Source organism: uncultured Reyranella sp. (genome assembly GCF_945957355.1).
GTDB lineage: Bacteria > Pseudomonadota > Alphaproteobacteria > Reyranellales > Reyranellaceae > Reyranella.
The window spans coordinates 117,618-135,747 of record NZ_CAMFKM010000005.1; the positions used below are offsets into that span (position 1 = coordinate 117,618).

At 66.4% G+C, this 18,130-nt stretch carries 17 protein-coding genes; 10 read left to right on the forward strand and 7 right to left on the reverse strand.

Going from position 1 to position 18,130, the window contains the following annotated elements:
• The first annotated feature begins 12 nt into the window (after positions 1-12).
• From ppc to Q0Q48_RS10300, 3 genes are all read left to right on the forward strand, one after another.
• Positions 13-2,787, forward strand: coding sequence for a phosphoenolpyruvate carboxylase (gene ppc, locus Q0Q48_RS10290; protein ID WP_295137114.1), 2,775 nt, complete (start codon positions 13-15; stop codon positions 2,785-2,787).
• Positions 2,788-2,851: 64 nt separating this feature from the next.
• Positions 2,852-3,730, forward strand: coding sequence for an SDR family NAD(P)-dependent oxidoreductase (locus Q0Q48_RS10295; RefSeq protein WP_295137116.1), 879 nt, complete (start codon positions 2,852-2,854; stop codon positions 3,728-3,730).
• A complete protein-coding gene (locus Q0Q48_RS10300; RefSeq protein WP_295137118.1) occupies positions 3,727-4,875 on the forward strand; it encodes a DSD1 family PLP-dependent enzyme in 1,149 nt (382 codons plus the stop codon). Before Q0Q48_RS10295 ends, Q0Q48_RS10300 begins: the two co-directional genes overlap by 4 nt.
• Here Q0Q48_RS10300 and Q0Q48_RS10305 read toward each other — a convergent pair whose 3' ends face one another.
• Together Q0Q48_RS10305 and Q0Q48_RS10310 are read right to left on the reverse strand one after the other, a co-directional pair.
• Positions 4,876-6,075, reverse strand: coding sequence for an MFS transporter (locus Q0Q48_RS10305; RefSeq protein WP_295137120.1), 1,200 nt, complete (start codon positions 6,073-6,075; stop codon positions 4,876-4,878).
• Entirely contained in the window at positions 6,075-7,202 is a 1,128-nt protein-coding gene (locus tag Q0Q48_RS10310) for a CaiB/BaiF CoA-transferase family protein (protein ID WP_295137121.1), read from the reverse strand. Before Q0Q48_RS10310 ends, Q0Q48_RS10305 begins: the two co-directional genes overlap by 1 nt.
• Positions 7,203-7,344: 142 nt before the next feature.
• Between Q0Q48_RS10310 and Q0Q48_RS10315 the strand changes: the two genes are divergently transcribed.
• A complete protein-coding gene (locus Q0Q48_RS10315) occupies positions 7,345-8,547 on the forward strand; it encodes a CoA transferase (RefSeq protein ID WP_295137123.1) in 1,203 nt (400 codons plus the stop codon).
• On the opposite strand, the gene Q0Q48_RS10320 is transcribed toward Q0Q48_RS10315, so the two are convergent.
• Positions 8,544-9,023, reverse strand: coding sequence for a DUF2867 domain-containing protein (locus tag Q0Q48_RS10320; protein WP_295137125.1), 480 nt, complete (start codon positions 9,021-9,023; stop codon positions 8,544-8,546). The two genes, Q0Q48_RS10315 and Q0Q48_RS10320, sit on opposite strands and share 4 nt — an antisense overlap.
• Positions 9,024-9,144: 121 nt before the next feature.
• A complete protein-coding gene (locus Q0Q48_RS10325) occupies positions 9,145-9,834 on the reverse strand; it encodes an OmpW family protein (RefSeq protein ID WP_295137127.1) in 690 nt (229 codons plus the stop codon).
• 227 nt (positions 9,835-10,061) lie between these two features.
• Between Q0Q48_RS10325 and Q0Q48_RS10330 the strand changes: the two genes are divergently transcribed.
• The 6 genes from Q0Q48_RS10330 to Q0Q48_RS10355 all read left to right on the forward strand — a co-directional run bounded on the left by Q0Q48_RS10330 (position 10,062) and on the right by Q0Q48_RS10355 (position 16,172).
• Positions 10,062-11,258 carry an acyl-CoA dehydrogenase family protein gene (locus Q0Q48_RS10330; RefSeq protein WP_295137129.1) on the forward strand — a complete coding sequence of 399 codons (1,197 nt, stop codon included), beginning with the start codon at positions 10,062-10,064 and terminating at the stop codon, positions 11,256-11,258.
• 67 nt (positions 11,259-11,325) lie between these two features.
• Positions 11,326-11,844 (forward strand): DUF1993 family protein, encoded by a 519-nt coding sequence (locus Q0Q48_RS10335; protein ID WP_295137131.1) that lies wholly within the window; start codon positions 11,326-11,328, stop codon positions 11,842-11,844.
• 7 nt (positions 11,845-11,851) lie between these two features.
• On the forward strand, positions 11,852-13,048 hold the full coding sequence (locus Q0Q48_RS10340; RefSeq protein WP_295137133.1) for an acyl-CoA dehydrogenase family protein: 1,197 nt from the start codon (positions 11,852-11,854) through the stop codon (positions 13,046-13,048).
• Positions 13,049-13,088: 40 nt separating this feature from the next.
• Positions 13,089-14,231, forward strand: coding sequence for an acyl-CoA dehydrogenase family protein (locus Q0Q48_RS10345; protein WP_295137135.1), 1,143 nt, complete (start codon positions 13,089-13,091; stop codon positions 14,229-14,231).
• Positions 14,232-14,336: 105 nt separating this feature from the next.
• Positions 14,337-15,296, forward strand: a complete 960-nt coding sequence (locus Q0Q48_RS10350; protein WP_295137137.1) for an AEC family transporter — start codon at positions 14,337-14,339, stop codon at positions 15,294-15,296.
• Positions 15,297-15,317: 21 nt separating this feature from the next.
• A complete protein-coding gene (locus tag Q0Q48_RS10355; protein ID WP_295137139.1) occupies positions 15,318-16,172 on the forward strand; it encodes a TauD/TfdA family dioxygenase in 855 nt (284 codons plus the stop codon).
• Between the two features lie 8 nt (positions 16,173-16,180).
• On the opposite strand, the gene Q0Q48_RS10360 is transcribed toward Q0Q48_RS10355, so the two are convergent.
• The 3 genes from Q0Q48_RS10360 to Q0Q48_RS10370 form a co-directional block, all read right to left on the reverse strand.
• On the reverse strand, positions 16,181-16,693 hold the full coding sequence (locus tag Q0Q48_RS10360) for a DUF992 domain-containing protein (protein WP_295137141.1): 513 nt from the start codon (positions 16,691-16,693) through the stop codon (positions 16,181-16,183).
• Positions 16,694-16,827: 134 nt separating this feature from the next.
• A complete protein-coding gene (locus Q0Q48_RS10365) occupies positions 16,828-17,355 on the reverse strand; it encodes a hypothetical protein (RefSeq protein ID WP_295137143.1) in 528 nt (175 codons plus the stop codon).
• Between the two features lie 50 nt (positions 17,356-17,405).
• A complete protein-coding gene (locus Q0Q48_RS10370; protein WP_295137621.1) occupies positions 17,406-18,128 on the reverse strand; it encodes a sulfite exporter TauE/SafE family protein in 723 nt (240 codons plus the stop codon).
• Positions 18,129-18,130: the final 2 nt, after the last annotated feature.

The following is an 18,130-nucleotide window of genomic DNA, read 5'->3' on the forward strand; positions in this document are numbered from 1 at the left end:
GTGAGGCAGCCCATGAGCCCGAGCGAAATGTCGAAGAAGGAAGCGGCCAAGAAGGACGTGCCGCTGCGCTACGACACGAGGCTGCTCGGGCGCATTCTCGGCGAGACGGTGCGCGACCAGGAAGGCGATGCCACGTTCGAGCTGGTCGAGCACATCCGCCGTACCGGGGTGCTGTTCCACCGTGATGCCGACGAGGCGGCGCGGCAGGAACTCCAGGCCACCATGAGCGGACTGCCGACCGATCAGGCCATCCGCATCATCCGCGCCTTCGGTCATTTCTCGCACCTTGCCAACATCGCCGAGGATCAGCACCAGATCCGGCGCGTGCGGGCCTACGACATCGCCAAGGCGCCACCGCCGCCGGGCACGATGGCCTATGCCCTCGGCCGCGCGGCGAAGGCCGGTGTTTCCCGCGAACGACTACAGGCGTTCTTCACCTGTGCGCTTTGCAGTGCCGTCCTGACGGCCCATCCGACCGAGATCCGGCGCAAGAGTTCGATCGACCGCGAAATGGAGATCGCGCACCTGCTGGACGCGCGCGACCGGGTCGAGTTCACGCCGGACGAGCTGCGGGCCAATCGCCTGGCGCTGCGCCGCGCCGTGCTCACTCTGTGGCAGACCAGCATCCTGCGCGACACGCGACTCAGGGTGATCGACGAGGTCGCCAACGGGCTCGCCTATTACGACCATACGTTCCTGCGCGCCCTGCCGGTCTTCTACGCCGATCTCGAGGACCGGCTCGGGAGCGTCGAAGCGGCCTGGCAGGGTATCGACCTTCCGTCCTTCCTGCGAATGGGAAGCTGGATCGGCGGCGACCGCGACGGTAATCCCTATGTCACTGCGGATGTCACGCGCCAGACGCTCACCATGCAGAGCCAGCGGGCGCTGCGCTTCTATCTCGAAGAGCTGCACCAGCTGGGCAGCGAGCTGTCGCTCGACGGCCGCATCGTGCATGTGTCGGAGGGATTGCACGGGCTGGTCGAAGGCTCGGCGGATCGCGCGCCGGAGCGCAAGGACGAGCCCTACCGCCGCGCCATCGTCGGTATCTACGCGCGGCTGGCCGCGACCGCCTGGTCACTCGACGGACTCGAACCACCGCATCCGCCGGTTGGGCAGGCGTCCGCCTACGAAACGGCAGTCGAGCTGAATGCGGATCTCGACACGATCTACCGGTCGCTTGCGGAAAACGGCTCGGCGGATCTGGCGCGGGGACGCCTGCGGTCGCTGCGGCGCGCCGTTGACGTCTTCGGCTTCCATCTGGCGTCGCTCGACCTGCGGCAGAATTCCGACGTGCACGCGCGCGTCGTGGCGGAACTCATGGCGGCGACCGGGGCCGGCATCGACTATGCAGCGCTCGACGAGGGCGCACGCGTGACCCTGCTGACCGGCGAGCTCGGCAACATGCGGCCTTTGTCGTCGCCCTATCTCTCCTATGGCGACGAGACGGCCGCCGAGCTGGACCTGGTGCGCGTGGCCGCCGATGCGCATCGGCGCTACGGCCGGGCCGCCATGCCGCACTACGTGATCTCCAAGGCCGACAGCGTCTCCGACATCCTGGAAGTCGCCGTGCTGCTCAAGGAGGGCGGACTGCTCGATCCGCGTGAAGATCGCCTCGACGTCGACATCGTGCCGCTGTTCGAGACCATCGGCGACCTGCAGCGCTGCGGACGGATCATGGACGCTCTCCTCGGCCTGCCGGCCTATCGCCGGCTGCTCGCGTCGCGCGGCAACATCCAGGAAGTGATGCTGGGCTACTCCGACAGCAACAAGGACGGCGGTTATCTCACCTCGACATGGGAACTGTACAAGGCGGAGCTGGCCCTGATCGAAACCTTCCGGCGCCATCAGGTGGGTCTGCGCCTGTTCCATGGCCGCGGCGGTTCGGTGGGACGCGGCGGCGGGCCGAGCTACGAGGCGATCCTGGCGCAGCCGCCCGGCGCCGTGCAGGGCGCCATCCGCATCACCGAGCAGGGCGAGGTGATCGCCGGCAAGTATTCCAATGCCGAAGTCGGACGGCGCAATCTCGAGACGCTGGCCGCCGCGACCCTCGAAGCCTCGCTCCTCGACGCGGACCGGCCGCCGCCGCCCGCCGATTATCTCGCCGTCATGGAGGGGCTGTCGGCGCACGCCTTCCGCGCCTATCGCGACCTCGTCTACGAGACCGAGGGGTTCGACCGGTATTTCCGCGAGTCCACGGTACTGGACGAAATCGCCTCGCTCAACATCGGCAGCCGTCCGGCCTCGCGCTCGAAGAAGCAGGGCATCGAGGACCTGCGCGCCATCCCCTGGGTGTTCAGCTGGGCGCAATGCCGCCTGATGCTGCCGGGCTGGTACGGGTTCGGCGCGGCGGTCAAGGCGTGGACCGCCGCCCGGCCCGGCGACGGCATGGCGATGCTGCAGGAGATGCACGACAACTGGCCGTTCTTCCGCACCATCCTGTCGAACATGGATATGGTACTGGCCAAGAGCGACATCGCCATCGCCTCGCGTTATTCCGAGCTGGTGACCGATGCGGCGCTGCGGGCGCAGGTTTTCGGCCGCCTGCGGCAGGAGTGGCAGGCGTCGATCGACGCGGTCTGCGCCATCACGCGCCAGGAGACGCTGCTGGAACTCAACCCGCCGCTGGCGCGCTCGATCCGCAACCGCTTCCCCTACATCGACCCGCTCAACCACGTGCAGATCGAGCTGCTCCGACGTCACCGCGCCGGCGATGCCGATCCCGGGGTGGTGCAGGGCATCCACCTCAGCATCAACGGCATCGCGGCCGGCCTGCGCAACAGCGGTTAGCGAAACGTCAGGCTTGCCTCGCGATGCCGGCGCCACCACCATGGCATCGGAGGGCGAAATCGGCATGAATCGACTGGCGGGCAAGGTGGCCATCGTCACGGGTGGCGCGAGCGGCATGGGCCGCGCGACCGTCATGCGCTTCCTCGCCGAGGGCGCAAAGGTGCTGGTGGCCGACCTCAACGAGGCCAATGGCGCGGAGACTCTGGCCGTTGCCAAGGCGCAGGGCCATGGCGAGAGGGTCGGTTTCGTGCGTTGCGACGTGGCCAAGGAGACCGATGTCGCGGCCATGGTGGCCGAGGCTAAAAGCCGTTTCGGCCGCCTCGACATCGCCTATCTCAATGCCGGCGTCGGCGGTGCCTTCGGGCCGATCGCGCAGACCAGCGTCGAGGATTGGGACTATACGTTCGCGGTGCTGACGCGGTCGGTGTTCCTCGGCATGAAGCATGCTTCGCAGGCGATGAAGGAACAGGGAGACGGTGGTGTGATCCTCGTGACGGCCTCGATCGCCGGCATGGTCGGCGGTGGCGGCAGCCATGCCTATTCGGCGGCGAAGGCGGCCTGCATCAGCCTGATCGAGAATGTCGCGACGGAGCTCGGGCCCGATCGCATCCGTGTGGTCGGCATCGCGCCCGGCGTCATCTCGACGCCGCTCGTCCATCGCGGCCGGCCCGACAAATACGAGAAGCAGTTCGCCCAGCAGCCCTGGCCCGAGCGCGGCGAGCCCGAGCATATCGCCGACGTGGCGACGTTCCTGGCCTCCGACGAGGCCCGTTTCATCACCGGCGAGACGGTGAAGGTGGATGGCGGCCTGCTGGCCCAGGGCGTCGCGCTCTGGGGCACCGGCGCCGACAACACCTTCATGAAGAGCGCCGGCGTCAACCACGGCACAACCGGCGAAGCCATGGTCGTGCGCACATTGCAAACCGAAGGACAGAAGAAATGACCAGCGAAGCGCAGCGCCTGCACGGCCACCTCATCGGACAGCAGGGATCGCGCGGCTCGCTCAATACGCCAGCCCTGGTGCTCGACCTCGACATGCTCGACCGCAACATTGCGGAGATGGCGAACTTCGCCAAGGCGCATAACGTCAAATTGCGTCCGCATTCCAAGACCCACAAGTCGGCCGACATCGCGCGCCGCCAGATGAAAGCCGGGGCGCTGGGCGTCTGCTGCGCCAAGCTGGGCGAGGCCGAGGCGCTGGGCGAGGCCGGCATCCAGAGCCTGCACATCACCTCGCCGGTAGTGACGCCGCAGGCGATCCAGCGGCTGGTCGAGCTCAACGCCAAGGTCTCCGACCTGATGCTCGTGGTCGACCATCCCGCCAATGCCGAGGCGTTGGCTGCTGCTGCGGCAAAAGCCGGCAAGCCGCTCACCGTGATCGTCGACATCGATCCCGGCATACACCGCACCGGCACGGCGACGCCCGAGGCCACGGTCGATCTGGTGCAGAAGGTCGCGAACTTCCGCTCGCTCACCTATGCCGGTGTCCAGTTCTACTGCGGAAGCCACCAGCACATCGTCGACTTCAAGGAGCGCACCGCCCAGATCAAGGAGCGCACGGAATACCTGCAGGGCATCCTGGCGAAGCTGGAGGAGGCGGGCCTGAAGCCCGGCATCGTCACCGGCTCAGGAACGGGCACGCACTACATCGACGCCAAGCTCGGCGTCTTCACCGAGCTGCAGGTCGGATCCTACGTGTTCATGGACCACGACTACAACGTCTGCGACCTGCGCGGCCTCGACAAGCCGACCTTCGAACAGGCGCTGCAGATCGACGCGCGCGTCGTCAGCGCCAACACGCCGGGCATGGTCACGGTCGATGCCGGTCTGAAGGCGATGGCCACCGAGAAGGGCCCGCCGATGGTCCTGAAAGGCGCGGTCGACGGCGCGACGACCCGCTTCATGGGCGACGAGCATCTCGCGGTGATCGCGCCCAAGGGCCAGGAGGCACCCAGGCTCGGCGACCAGGTCGTGCTGATCCCACCGCACTGCGACCCGACCGTGAATCTCTACGAGAGCTATCACGTGGTGAAGGGCGACACGCTCGTGGAGATCTGGCCGGTAACGGCGCGCGGCCGGTCGCGGTAGCTACGCCGCCTTCGGCTGCCCCACCAGCAGCCCGCCATTCCACGTGCGCGCGAGCAGCAGCAGCGCGCACATTCCGAGGGCGCTGACGACGGTCATGCCGAGGAAGGCGCGCTGGCCGTACTCGGAATAGAGGATGCCGGAGAACTGGTAGACGAACGCCTGCGTCGCGCCGGTGCCCAGTGCGTAATAGAGGCTCTGGCCGATCGCCGCGCCGTGCGTGGGGAGCGCGCGCTGCAGGAAGGCCATGGCGCCGAGATGGCAGGCGGCGAAAGTGCAGGAGTGCAGCGCCTGCAGCGGGACCAGCGCCCACAGGTCGGTGGTGAAGGCCATGGCCGTCCAGCGCACGAGGCCGGCCGTCAGGCCGAGCGCGATCAGGCCGCAGACGCCCAGTCGCGCCAGCAGCCAGCCGCCGAACAGCATCAGCACGATCTCGATGGCCACGCTCTCGGCCCACAGTGCGCTGATGGTCACGTCGGGGATGCCGGCGCCGCGCCAGGTCAAGGTGCCGAAACTGTAGAGCACCGAATGGCTGGCCTGGCAGAGGCCGCAGGCCAGCAGGAACAGCAGGAACGGCGGCTGCCGCAAGAGCTCGGACACGCGGAACGATGCGTGGTCGTGGCCGGCGGCGGCGGTGCGCGGCGGCGTGGCCGGCAGGAGCAGGGCAAAGGGCGCCAGAAGGACGATGCTTGCCATCCCGACATAGAGCACCCAGGGCGGGCCATAGCGGTCGACGGCGATGCCGGCGAGGAAGGTGCCGAAGATGAAGGCGACCGAGCTCCACATGCGCACCCGCGCATAGTCGAGCCCATGCTTCTTGGTCTCCGTCACCAGCACGCCGTCGTAGAGCGGCATCGGCGGCGACCACAGGAAGCCCCAGATCATGGTGACGATGAAGATGGCCAGGAACGAATAGGAAAACTGGTAGGCGACCATCATCACGACGGCGCCGATGCCCAGCGCCACGATGACGCCGCGCGGGCCGCCCAGGCGGTGGACGATCCAGCCCACCGAGAGCGTGGCGATGACGGTGATGATCTGGCGCGACATGAACAGCGTGCCGATCTCGGTGTCGCTGACCCCGCGGTCGCGCAGCCAGACCGGCCAGTAGCTCATGAAGGCGCCGGCGGCGAAGAAGTAGGCGGCGCCGTAGGCCGCGAGCCTTGCTCCCTGAAGCAGGCGGCCCGTCGGCCGGTCGGACATCAGGCGGCGAACTCCTTGCGGATCGCCTCGCTGTGCTGGCCAAGCGCCGGCACGTCGCCCAGCCGTTCGGGCTCGCCGGTGTAGGAGGCGGCCAGCGCCGGGATCGAGACGTCCTTGCCGTCGATCGAGTTGAAGCCGGCGCGGCGGAGCTGCGGATGGGTCGTCAGGTCCTTCACGCTGCTCACCCGCGCCCAGGCGATCTGTGCGGCTTCGAGGCGGGCGGAGAGATCGGCGAAGGTCTGGGACGCGAAGCTCTTCGCCACGATGGCGTTGGTCTCGTCGCGCCGCGCGTTGCGCGCCTTGCCGGTGGCGTAGTCCGAATCCTTCTCGAGGCCCGGCCGGTCGATGACGCCGTGGCACAGTCGCTCGAACTCGCGATCGTTCTGGATCGAGATCAGCACCGGCACCTTGTCCGAGGTCGGATAGACACCGTAGGGCGCGATGAACGGATGGGTGAGGCCGAGGCGCGGCCATTCGTAGTTGGAATATTCCATACCGAGCAGCGGCACGGTCATCCATTCGGCCATCGACGAGAAGAGCGAGACCGAGATGGCGCGGCCCTCGCCGGTCCGGCCGCGGGCGATCAGCGCCTCCAGCACGGCGGCATGGGCGTACATGCCGGTACCGATGTCGGTGGCGGAGATGCCGACCCGGCCCGGGGCATGTTCGGTGCCGGTGATCGAGGCGAGGCCACTTTCGGCCTGGACCAGCAGGTCGTATGCACGGCGGTTCCGGTAAGGGCCGTGGTCGCCATAGCCCGAGATGTCGACGGTGATCAGCTTCTTATGGGCGGCGCGCATGGCGGCCGAGCCGAAGCCCGCACGCTCCGCGGCGCCCGGCGCCAGGTTCTGGATCAGCACGTCGGCCTTGGCGATCAGCCGGTGCAGCAGGGCAAGGTCATCCTTGGCCTTGAAGTCGAGGGTAAGGGACTGCTTGCCGCGGTTCAGCCAGACGAAATAGCTCGACTGGCCGTGCACATAGCCGTCGTAGCCGCGCGCAAAATCGCCCTCGGGCCGCTCGATCTTGATGACGCGGGCGCCGGCGTCGGCCAGCCGGGCGGCGCAATAGGGGGCGGCCACCGCCTGCTCGACACTCACCACCAGCAGACCGTCCAGCGCTCCAGCCATCACGTGACCCCAATTTCCAGAAATGTCCCGCGCCTCGCACCGCGAAGCGCCTCGGGACGAGGTGTTACTGTAGGACTACCATTTCGCAAAGGGCGATGGCACGGTCCGGGCAAGATCAAAACGTCATAGCGGGGACGAGGAAATGCCGGGACCATTGCAGGGCGTACGGGTGATCGATCTGACGGCGGTTCTTCTGGGCCCGTTCGCCACCCAGCATCTGGCCGACATGGGCGCCGACGTGATCAAGGTCGAGCCGCCGGAGGGCGACCTGCTGCGCGCCTCGGGCGGCAGCCTCGGCAACGCCCCGGCCATGGGGCCGATCTACATGGCGGCCAACCGCAACAAGCGCTCGATCTGCCTCGACCTCAAGAAGCCCGCCGCCTGCGCCGTCCTGAAGGACATGATCAAGGACGCCGATCTCTTCATCCACAACAGCCGGCCACAGGCGATCGAGCGGCTGGGCCTGGGCTACGAGGACCTGAAGAAGATCAACCCGTCGATCATCTATGCCTATTCGCTGGGCTATGCGCGCAAGGGACCCTACGGCCACAAGCCGGCCTTCGACGACCTGGTGCAGGGCGTCTCGGGTGCGGCCTCGCTGCAGAGCCGGGTCGACGGCCTGCCGCCGCGCTTCATGCCGAGCCTGATCGCCGACAAGACGACCGGGCTGCATCTCTGCATCGCCGTGCTGGGCGCGCTCTACCATCGGAAGTGCACGGGCGAGGGGCAGATGATCGAGGTGCCGATGCTCGAGACGCTGGCCTCGTTCTGGTTGACCGAGCACCTGTTCGGCGCCACCTGGAACCCCGAGCGCGCGCCCATGGGCTACGACCGCATCATCAACAAGTTCCGCCATCCGTTCCCGACGAAGGACGGCTATATCTGCGCGCTACCATATACCGACGCGCACTGGGTCAAGTTCTTCGAGCTGGCGGAGCGGCCGGATCTCGCCCAGGAGAAGAGGTTCGTCGATCGCATGGAGCGCGCCAAGCATTTCAGCGAGCTCTACCAGGTGCTGGCCGAGCTCCTGAAGCATCGCCCGACCCAAGAATGGCTCGACATGTTCGACGAGGCCGACATTCCCGCCATGCCGGTGCGCACGCTGGAAGAGCTGAAGGACGATCCGCACCTCAAGGCCACCGGCTTCTTCACCGAGCGCGAGCATCCAACCGAGGGGCCGATCACCACCTTCGCCAGCCCGCTCGACTTCGAGAAGACCAAGGTCGAATTCCGCCGGCACGCACCGCGGATCGGCGGCGACGGCATCGAAGTCCTTCGCGAGGCCGGCCTCAGCGACGAGGCGATCGAGAAACTCAAGGCGGACAAGGTCTTGATCGTGCCTTAGGAACGCTGGAGGCGCCGGCGCAGGCGGCGCAGCGAGTCGGTCACGATCAGAACGTGGAAGGGCAGGATCGCCGCGAGATAGAGGCGGCCCAGCAGATTGTGGCAACGGACGACCGTCGTGGCGACGAGGCTGTTGTCGGTGCGACGCAAGAGCACGGATGCCCGGAAATCGAGATGGCGGTCGTCGGCGCCCAGCACGATCTCGTCGGTCGAGCGCGACAGGACGGGGAAGAAGGCGATGTGTTCACCGCCGCTCAAGGTGTGCGAGGCCTTGACGCCGAACGGCGTCATCACCCGATCGCGGATCGCCAGCAGGATCGTGAACCACGCGGGTGGGTCGGCAAAGAGGAGGGTGGCGAGGGTGTCGACGTCGGCGGGCGCACCCGGCGGCAGGGCAACGGCAAAACTGTCGGTCAGGCTGGCGCCAGGATACCAGTCACTGAGGCGGCTCTCGGCGGGCGGGGCGATACGGCTCATGGGATGGAATATGGGAACAGGTCCCGGAGAGTACCCCGGGACCCGCTGACGCGGGACGATCCGTCCCGCGCGAAACCGGCCTGAGCGACGCCGATATCGATCGAGCCTTCGCCCGATGGACCTAGAACCTGTAGGTCACGCCGGCGCCAATGATCCACGGATCGATGGCGGCCGTCCCGGTCACCGGGATGGTGTTGTTGACCGTGGCATTGTACGTCGGGCGCAAGATGTACTTCTTGACGTCGAAATTCAGACCCCAGTGCTTGTCGATCATATAGTCGAACCCGACCTGGAAGGCGCCGCCGACGGTGTTGTTGAGGCTGAGGTTGGTTACCCCGAGCCCGTTCGTCGGTGTGTAGCCGGCGCTCTGACCGAAGAAGATCGTGTAGTTCAAGCCAATGCCGATATAGGGCTTGAACGGACCGAAATCGGTGAAGTGCCATTGCGCCAGCAAGGTCGGTGGCAGGAGCCACGCCCTGCCGATGTTGGTATTCGCCAGGGCGCCGGTGCCCGTGATGTTGTGCGGCGTGACTCCCAGGATGAGTTCGGCCGCGACGTTGGGCGTGAAGTAGTAGCTGATGTCGAGTTCGGGGACGATCGAATTGCCGATCGACAGGCCCGAATTCGGGGACGAAAGCGCGGGCACGCCCTGCACGTTCACCGTGCTGCCGCCCGAGGCCGGCAGGACGCCCAGCGCGCGGACGCGGACCTGCCAGGGGCTCTGGGTGTCGTCGGCTTTGGCTGCTTGCCCCAGCGAGCAAGTCATCAGGGCTGCCGCAATCATCGCCCCTGTAATCGAACTCTTCCGCATCGATACTCTCCCACTCTGCGCTGGAAGGAGTGAACACCACTACACGGAGTAGGGAATTGACTTGGATCAATGGTTGCGAGACCGGTGGCGATGACGTGAGATTTTCTTACGTCAACTCGTTCCGCATCTCGGCGCGGACATTCGCCAGTCGGTTTATGGGTGCTTGTTCCGATCCGGCTCGTGGCTAAACTCCGGCCAAATCGAAAATGCCTCCTCGGGAGGGGACCATGGACCTCGCTTTCACGCCTGAAGAACAGAAATTCGCCGATGAGGTGCGGGCCTTCGTGCGCGCTAATCTGCCGGCCGACGTGCGTGACAAGGTGAAAAACGGCAAGCACCTGATCCGCGACGACTATATGCGCTGGCAGCAGGCGCTCGGGAAGAAGGGCTGGCTGGTCTACACGTGGCCGAAGAAGCATGGCGGCCCGGGCTTCACGCCGGCCCAGCGCTACATCTTCGAGAATATCTGCGCCGAGGAATATGCGCCGGGCATCATCCCGTTCGGCACCAAGATGGTTGGGCCGGTGATCTACACCTTCGGTACCGAAGCGCAGAAGGAGAAGTACCTTCCGGCGATCCGCGAGAGCACCGTCTGGTGGTGCCAGGGCTATTCCGAGCCGGGCTCGGGCTCCGACCTCGCGAGCCTGCGCACCAAGGCGGAGAAGGACGGCGACCACTACGTCGTGAACGGGTCGAAGACCTGGAACACCATGGGCCACTGGGCCGACTGGATCTTCTGTCTCGTGCGGACCGATTCCAAGGCCAAGCCGCAGGAGGGGATTTCGTTCCTGCTGATCGACATGAAGACGCCGGGCATCACGGTGAAGCCGATCATCATGGCCGACGGCGGCCATGAGGTGAACGAGGTCTTCTTCGACAACGTCAAGGTCCCGGTCGAGAACCTCGTGGGCAAGGAGAACGAGGGCTGGACCTGCGCCAAGTTCCTGCTGGCCAACGAGCGTCTGGGCATCGCCGCCGTGCCTCAGTCCAAGCGCGGCGTCGAGGCGCTGAAGGACATCGCCCGGGCCGAGCAGGACAACGGCCGCCCGCTGATCGAGAACCAGAGCTTCGCCGAGAAGATCGCCGATCTCGAGATCCAGGTGACGGCGCTCGAATTCACCGAGTTGCGCGTCCTCTCGACGATGGCCCATGGCGGCCAGCCCGGTCCGGAAGTTTCCGGCCTCAAGATCCGCGGCTCCGAGATCCAGCAGCGCATCACCGAACTCACGATGGAAGCGGTCGGCGAATATTCCGCGCCGTACCTGCCGGGCCTCCTGTGGCAGGGCACGAACGAGGAGCCGGTCGGCCCCGACTACGCCCACCTTGCCGCGCCGCGCTACTTCAATACGCGCAAGACCACGATCTACGGCGGCAGCAACGAGATCCAGAAAGGCATCATCTCGAAGATGGTGCTGGGGCTGTGAGCAGGATCCTGCAGCACCCCGATCCTCTCCTCCAGTCGTAGCATCGCCGTAAAGAAGGAAACGCTTCGTGGCCATCTCTCTCTATGACCTCAGCGTCGTGTCGTTCCTGCAGGTTCTGGGCGGCGTCGAAGGCTTTCTCGCCAAAGGCCTTGCCCATTGCCAGGAAAAGGGTCTCGATCCCAACGACATCGTGGAGACCAGGCTGTTTCCCGACATGGCGCCGTTCCGCTTCCAGATCGTCGCGGCGGCACACCACGCCGCCGGCGGCGTGAAGGGGGCAATGGCCGGCGCTTTCTCGCCGCCCAAACCCGCAGGCGAGGACTATGTCGGCTTGCAGAAGCTGGTGAGCGACGCGAGAGCCACGCTCGAGGCGATCAAGCCCGACGTGGTGAATGGTTTCGAGGGCAAGGACGTGATCTTCTCGCTCGGCGACCGCAAGATCCCGTTCAAGGCAGAGGGATTCCTGATGTCGTTCTCGCTGCCGAACTTCTATTTCCATGCCACCACCGCATACGACATCCTGCGCCAGAAGGGTGTGCCGCTGGGAAAGCGCGACTTTCTCGGCAAGATGCGAATTGCGAGCTGACCCCGAAATGAACCTCACCCTCAGCCCTGAACACCAGACCTTCGCCGACGAGGTGCGCGCCTTCGCGCGCGCGAGCCTCTCGCCGGCGACCCGCGAGAAGACTTTCTCGGGCAAGCACTACGACAAGGACGACCATATCGTGTGGCAGAAGGCCCTCGGGAAGAAGGGCTGGCTCGCCTACACCTGGCCGAAGAAGTACGGCGGCCCGGGTTGGGACGTGACGCAGCGCTTCCTGTTCGAGAACGTGCTGGCGGAGGAGGGCGCGCCGCGCATCCTGCCGTTCGGCCCGAAGATGGTCGGCCCGGTGATCTACACGTTCGGCACGGAAGAGCAGAAGGAGCGCTTCCTGCCGGGCATCCGCAGCTCCGAAGTCTCGTGGTGCCAGGGCTATTCCGAGCCGGGCGCCGGCTCCGACCTTGCCAACCTGCGCACGCGCGCGGTGCGGGAAGGCGACCATTACATCGTGAACGGCCAGAAGACCTGGACCTCGTTCGCGCATTGGGGCGACTGGATCTTCTGCTTGGTGCGGACCAACACCGAGGCCAAGCCGCAGGAGGGTATCTCCTTCCTGCTGATCGACATGAAGACGCCGGGCGTCACCGTGCGGCCGATCATCATGACGGATGGCGCGCATCACGTGAACGACGTGTTCCTCGACAATGTGAAGGTCCCGGTCGAAAACCTGATCGGCAAGGAGAACGAGGGCTGGACCTGCGCCAAGTTCCTGCTGGCCAACGAGCGGCTGGGCATTGCCGAGGTCCCTGCGTCCAAGCGCGGCGTCTCGGTGCTGCGCCAGATCGCCCGCCTCGAGCCGCAGGATGGCGGCACCCTGGCCGACGATCCCGCCTTCACGGCGCAGATCGCCGACATCGACCTGCAGGTCCAGGCGCTGGAGATGAGCGAGCTGCGCGTGCTCTCGACCATGGCCCAGGGCGGCGCGCCCGGGCCTGAGGTCTCGACGCTCAAGGTGCGCGGCTCGGAAATCCAGCAGCGCATCGCGGAACTGACGATGGAGGCGGTGGGCGAGTATGCCCAGCCCTACCAGCCCGGCATGCTGTTCCACGATACCAACGAGACCCCGATTGGGCCCGACCACGCCCCGCCGGCCGCCCCGCGCTATTTCAACATGCGCAAGACCAGCATCTACGGCGGCAGCACCGAGATTCAGAAGAACATCGTCTCGAAGATGGTGCTGGGCCTCTGACGGGGGCTATAACCGCAACCAAGAATTCCGGAGGAGAAACATGGATCTGTCCCTTTCCGACGAACAGAAGCAGCTTCAGGAAGCCGCCGAGCGCTTCGTTCGCGACAAGTACGCGTTCGACGCCCGCCGCAAGATCGCGGCGACCGAGCGCGGGTTCCTGCCGGAGAACTGGGCGCAGTTCGCCGAACTGGGCTGGCTCGGCATGGCCTTCTCCGAGGAAGATGGCGGTTACGGCGGCGGCCCGATCGAGACCATGATCGTGATGGAGCAGTTCGGTAAGGGCCTGGTGCTCGAGCCGTTCCTGCCGACGGTGGTACTGGGCGGCGGCATGATCGCCCGTGCGGGTTCGGCCGACCAGAAGGCCGCCCTGCTGGCGCCGATGATCGAGGGCAAGAAGCAGTTCGCCTTTGCCTGGCTGGAGCGCCAGAGCCGCTACAACCTGGCCGACGTGTCGCTGAAGGCGACCAAGGAAGGCAACGGCTGGTCGCTCTCGGGCCACAAGGGCGTGGTCTACAACGCGGCCTCCGCCGATGAGATCATCGTGCTGGCCCGCACCGGCGGTTCGGCGCGCGAGCCCAAGGGTCTGACCCTGTTCGTGGTCGATGCCAAGGCCAAGGGCCTGTCGCGTCGCGACTATCCGACCCAGGACGCGCTGCGCGCCTCGGAACTCACCTTCGACAAGGTCTCGGTCGGCGCCGATGCGGTGTTGGGCAAGGTCGACGAGGCCTTCCCGATCGTCGAAGAGGCGGTCGATCGCGCCATCGTCGCGCTCTGCGCCGAGGCGACGGGCTGCATGGACGCGATCAACGCCGCGACGCTCGAGTACATCAAGACCCGCAAGCAGTTTGGTGTGCCGATCGGCAAGTTCCAGGTGCTCCAGCACCGCATGGTCGACTGCTTCACCAACGCGCAGGAAGCGCGTTCGATGACCCTGATGGCCTCGCTGAAGATCGACGACAAGGATCCGACGGTGCGCGCCAAGGCCGCGTCCGGCGCCAAGGTCCAGATCGGCAAGTCGGGCAAGTTCTGCGGCCAGAGCGCGGTGCAGATGCACGGCGGCATGGGCGTCACGGACGAGATGGCGGTCAGCCACTACTTCAAGCGGCTGACGATGATCGACCTGATGTTCGGCAACCAGCAGCACCACCTGACCCGCTACAGCAACCTCGCGATGGCAGCTTAGGCGCATCCCCATGCGCCGGCGGGCGACAGCGCCTTCTGAGGCGCGACAGCCCGCGCCGTGCAGAACGAATAAGAACGCGCCGCGGGAGTGGCGCGCCCCCGGCACATGAGTGCGATCGTCGACATCATCGTGCCGGTCTTCGGCATGGTGCTGGTCGGATGGGTGATCGGCCGCAGCAAGCTCCTCAGTCCCGAGGGCTTGCGCGGTTTCACCGCCGTCACCTTCTACGCCCTATTCCCCGCGCTGCTCTTCCGCTCCATGGCGAAGGTGCGGCTGGAAGCGCTCGAGCCGCAGGTGCTGCTCGCCTTCTTCAGCGGCGTGATGGTCCTCTACGGCATGCTGATGGTGCTCGGCCGGCTGCAAGGGCTGCGGCTCGGCGATCGGGCCATGTTTGCGCTGAGCGGTTCCTTCTCCAACGGTGTCGGCATCGGCATTCCCTTCATCAGCTACGGCTTCGGCGAGCAGGGACTGGTGCCGCTGCTGATGATCATCAGCGTGCACTCGCTGATCCTGCTCACCTTCACCTGCTTCCTGATGGAGATGGACGACGCGGGCGGGCGGCGCGGCAATGTGCTGAAGCGCCTGGGCGGTGCGGCGCTGTCGATGCTGAAGCACCCGGTGATCCCCGCGATCTTCGCCGGCCTGCTGTGGGGCGAGATAACGACCCACGTTCCCGGAATCGCGACGCCGGCGGTCATCGACCGCATCCTGCAGGCCCTTGCGGCGGCGGCGCCGCCCTGCGGGCTCATCATGGTCGGCGCCTCGCTCGCCCATGTCGGACTGAAAGGTCACTGGCAGTCGGCGGCGGTGGCGTCGGCCTTCAAGCTTGCCGTGCTGCCGGTGCTGGTCTGGACGATCGGCCGCTACGTCTTTCCGCTCGATCCGCTGTGGCTCAACGTGGCGACCCTGAACGCCGCCCTGCCGGCCGGCGCCAACGTCTACCTGATCGCCCAGATGTACGGGATCGGCGTCGCCCGCGCGACCAACGCCGTGGTGATCTCGACCGCCGCCAGCGTCTTCACGCTGTCCGTGGCACTGTTGTTGCTCGGGGTGCAGGCGCGCTAAGCTCAAGACTGGAGGATGCCCATGACGTACGAGACGGTTCAGGTTCGCGAACTCGAGGGCTGCGGCGCCGAGGTGCTGGGGCTCGATCTCAAGTCGATGAGCAACCGCCAGTGGGACGAGGTGCAGCGCGCCTTCGTCGAGCACGGCGTGATCTTCTTCCGCGACCAGGATCTGACGCCCGAACAGCACGTCGCGTTCGCGCAGCGCTGGGGCCAGATCGACATCAACCGCTACTTCCCGCCGGTCGCCGGCTATCCGATGATCGCCGAGGTCCGCAAGGAGCCGACGCAGCAGAAGAACATCGGCGAGCGCTGGCACACCGATCACACCTACGACCAGATCCCCGCCATGGGCTCGATCCTGGTGGCGCGCGAACTGCCGTCGAAGGGCGGCGATACGCTGTTCGCGAACGTCTACCGCGCCTTCGAGGCGCTGTCGGAAGGGCTGAAGCAGACGCTGCGCGGGCTCAACGCCGTGCATTCCTCGGCACACCGCTTCGGCACCGCGGCGCGCAAGGCGAGCGGCAGCGACCTCGTATTTCACAATGGCGACCAGGTCGGCGACGTGCTGCATCCGGTGGTGATCCGCCATCCGCTGAGCGGCCGCGAGGCGCTCTATGTCAATGCGGACTTCACGTTGCACTTCGAGGGCTGGAGCGTCGAGGACAGCAATCCGCTGCTCGAATATCTCTACGCGCATGTCACGCGAGACGAGTTCACCAGCCGCTTCCAGTGGCGCGACGGCTCGATCGCCTTCTGGGACAACCGCGCCACCTGGCACAGCGCCCAGAACGACTATCAGGGCGAGCGGCGCCTGATGCACCGCATCACCGTCGCCGGCTGCGCATTGCAGGCGGCGACGGCGGCTCGGGTCTGAAGCCGAAGCTACTGCTTCAGGCGGATCGTCATCGCGGCCACGCCGGTCGCGAGATTGTAGCCGGCGTCCTTGATCACGCCCGACGAGAGCATGCCGATCTCGGCGTTCGGGCCGCCGTAGATCCAGTTGCCGCCGGCCTGGTTGCCGGCCGCGACCGTGCCCTGCTCGCCGACATAGGTACCGCTCAGTTGCGTCGCGCCGCGCTCGGAGCCCAGCGAGTAGACGCGCCAGATCGTGTGCACGGCCTTGGTGTAGCCGATGTCGATGCCGACCTTGTCGATCGAGCCGGTGTACTGCGCCGTCGAGACGCCGTCCTTGCCGAGGAACACGCAGTCGAGCGGCTTGGCCGAGCCCAGGACATAGCCCGTGCTGCCGCCGACGTTGCAGGTCAGCGAGCCGATGTAGATGCGTGAATTGGCGTTGGTGGTATTGAGCTGCTGCGCACTCTGCTGCTGCATGCTGCAGGCGCCGGTCGAGAGGGCGAGGGCGGCCAGGGCGGCCGTCATGACGACGTTCTTCATTGATGCTCCTGTAAGGGAATGGCCGCCCGAAGGAGCGCCCGTCCAGCGACAGCCATTACGACGCCGGACGGACGCTGGGAAGGGAGGATGGTCCGCACGGGCCGTGCTGCCAGTTGCAGCGCGAGCCGCAGGCCTCAGCGGGCGTCGCGCTTGGCCTGCGCGCGTGCGCCCTGCTTGCGGACACTGCCGCGCACCGATCCCGGCACATGCTTCTCGACGGCGATGCGCGCCTTGCCACGAAGGCCACCCGTTGCGGCCTTCGACGCCGTCTTGGACCTGGCCTTGGCGGGCTTCGCCTTCTCCTTGAGCGCCAATGCCTTCTTCGCGCTGGCGACCATCGTTTCCTTGGCCTTGGCAGCCGCACGACGCCCGGTCTCGTTGTCGAGACGGATGAGCGCCGCCGACAGGATCATGAGCTTGAGTTGTGATCCGTCGTCATCCTTCGCCGGCGAGGCGCCCCGCGCAGATGCCTTGCCACGCATCTCGCGGCGTTGGCGTTCGGCCACCGTCTTCGCGCGGTCGCGCTTGGTGCGCAGGCGCTTAACCAGCCGGGTGAGCTCGGCGTCCGTCAGCGACCGCGAGGCTCGCACGGCCGACATGCCGACCAGTTCCTTTTCGTCTGCGCTCAGCGCGCGCTCTTCCTGCTTCTTCGTGATCGCCATTGTCATCTCCTCGAAGGGGCGACATCCTTGCCAAGCAATATTGTGCGCGTCTACCTCAGCGCCTGCCAAAGTAGAGCCAGACCCGACACAGCCATGACGATGTCCAGCAGGTGCTGGAAGGCGGTGACGCTCAATCGTTCGACGATCAGGCGCGCGAGATAGGTGCCGCCCATCACCGAGGAGCCGGTGATCAGTCCCTTGATCGCGATGTCGGTCGGCAGTGCGCCAAACGCCTGGAAGGTGACGGCCTTGCTGATGTAGAGCGCGAGCGAGCCCGCCGCTTCCGTCGCGATGAAGGCGCCTTTCACCAGACCGTGGGCGGCGAAGGCCGGCACGCTGAGCGGGCCGGTCGAGACCACGATGCCGGTCAGAAAGCCGATGACGATCCCGGCCGCGAACATGCCGCCATAGCCCAGCGCGACATGGCGCCGGACAAGCCAGCGACGGCCGGGAATCATTGCGAGAAAGAAGAAGCCCAGCGCCGTCTCGACCGTGTTCTCGGGCAACGCCAGCAAGGTTCGCGCGCCCAGCGCCGCCGCGGGGATGCCGCCGGCCGCATAGGCCGCGGAAGCGCGCCAGTCGATGAAACGCCACCAGGCGGTGATCTTGGCGAAGTTCGACATCAGCGCGACGACCGACATGATCGGCACGGCCTCGCGCGGCCCGAAGACCATGACCAGCACCGGCAAGAGGATGACCGTCGCGCCGGTGCCCACCACGCCGCTGACCGTTCCGGCGACCAGGCCGACGAACAGGACGAGGGCGTAGCTCAGCA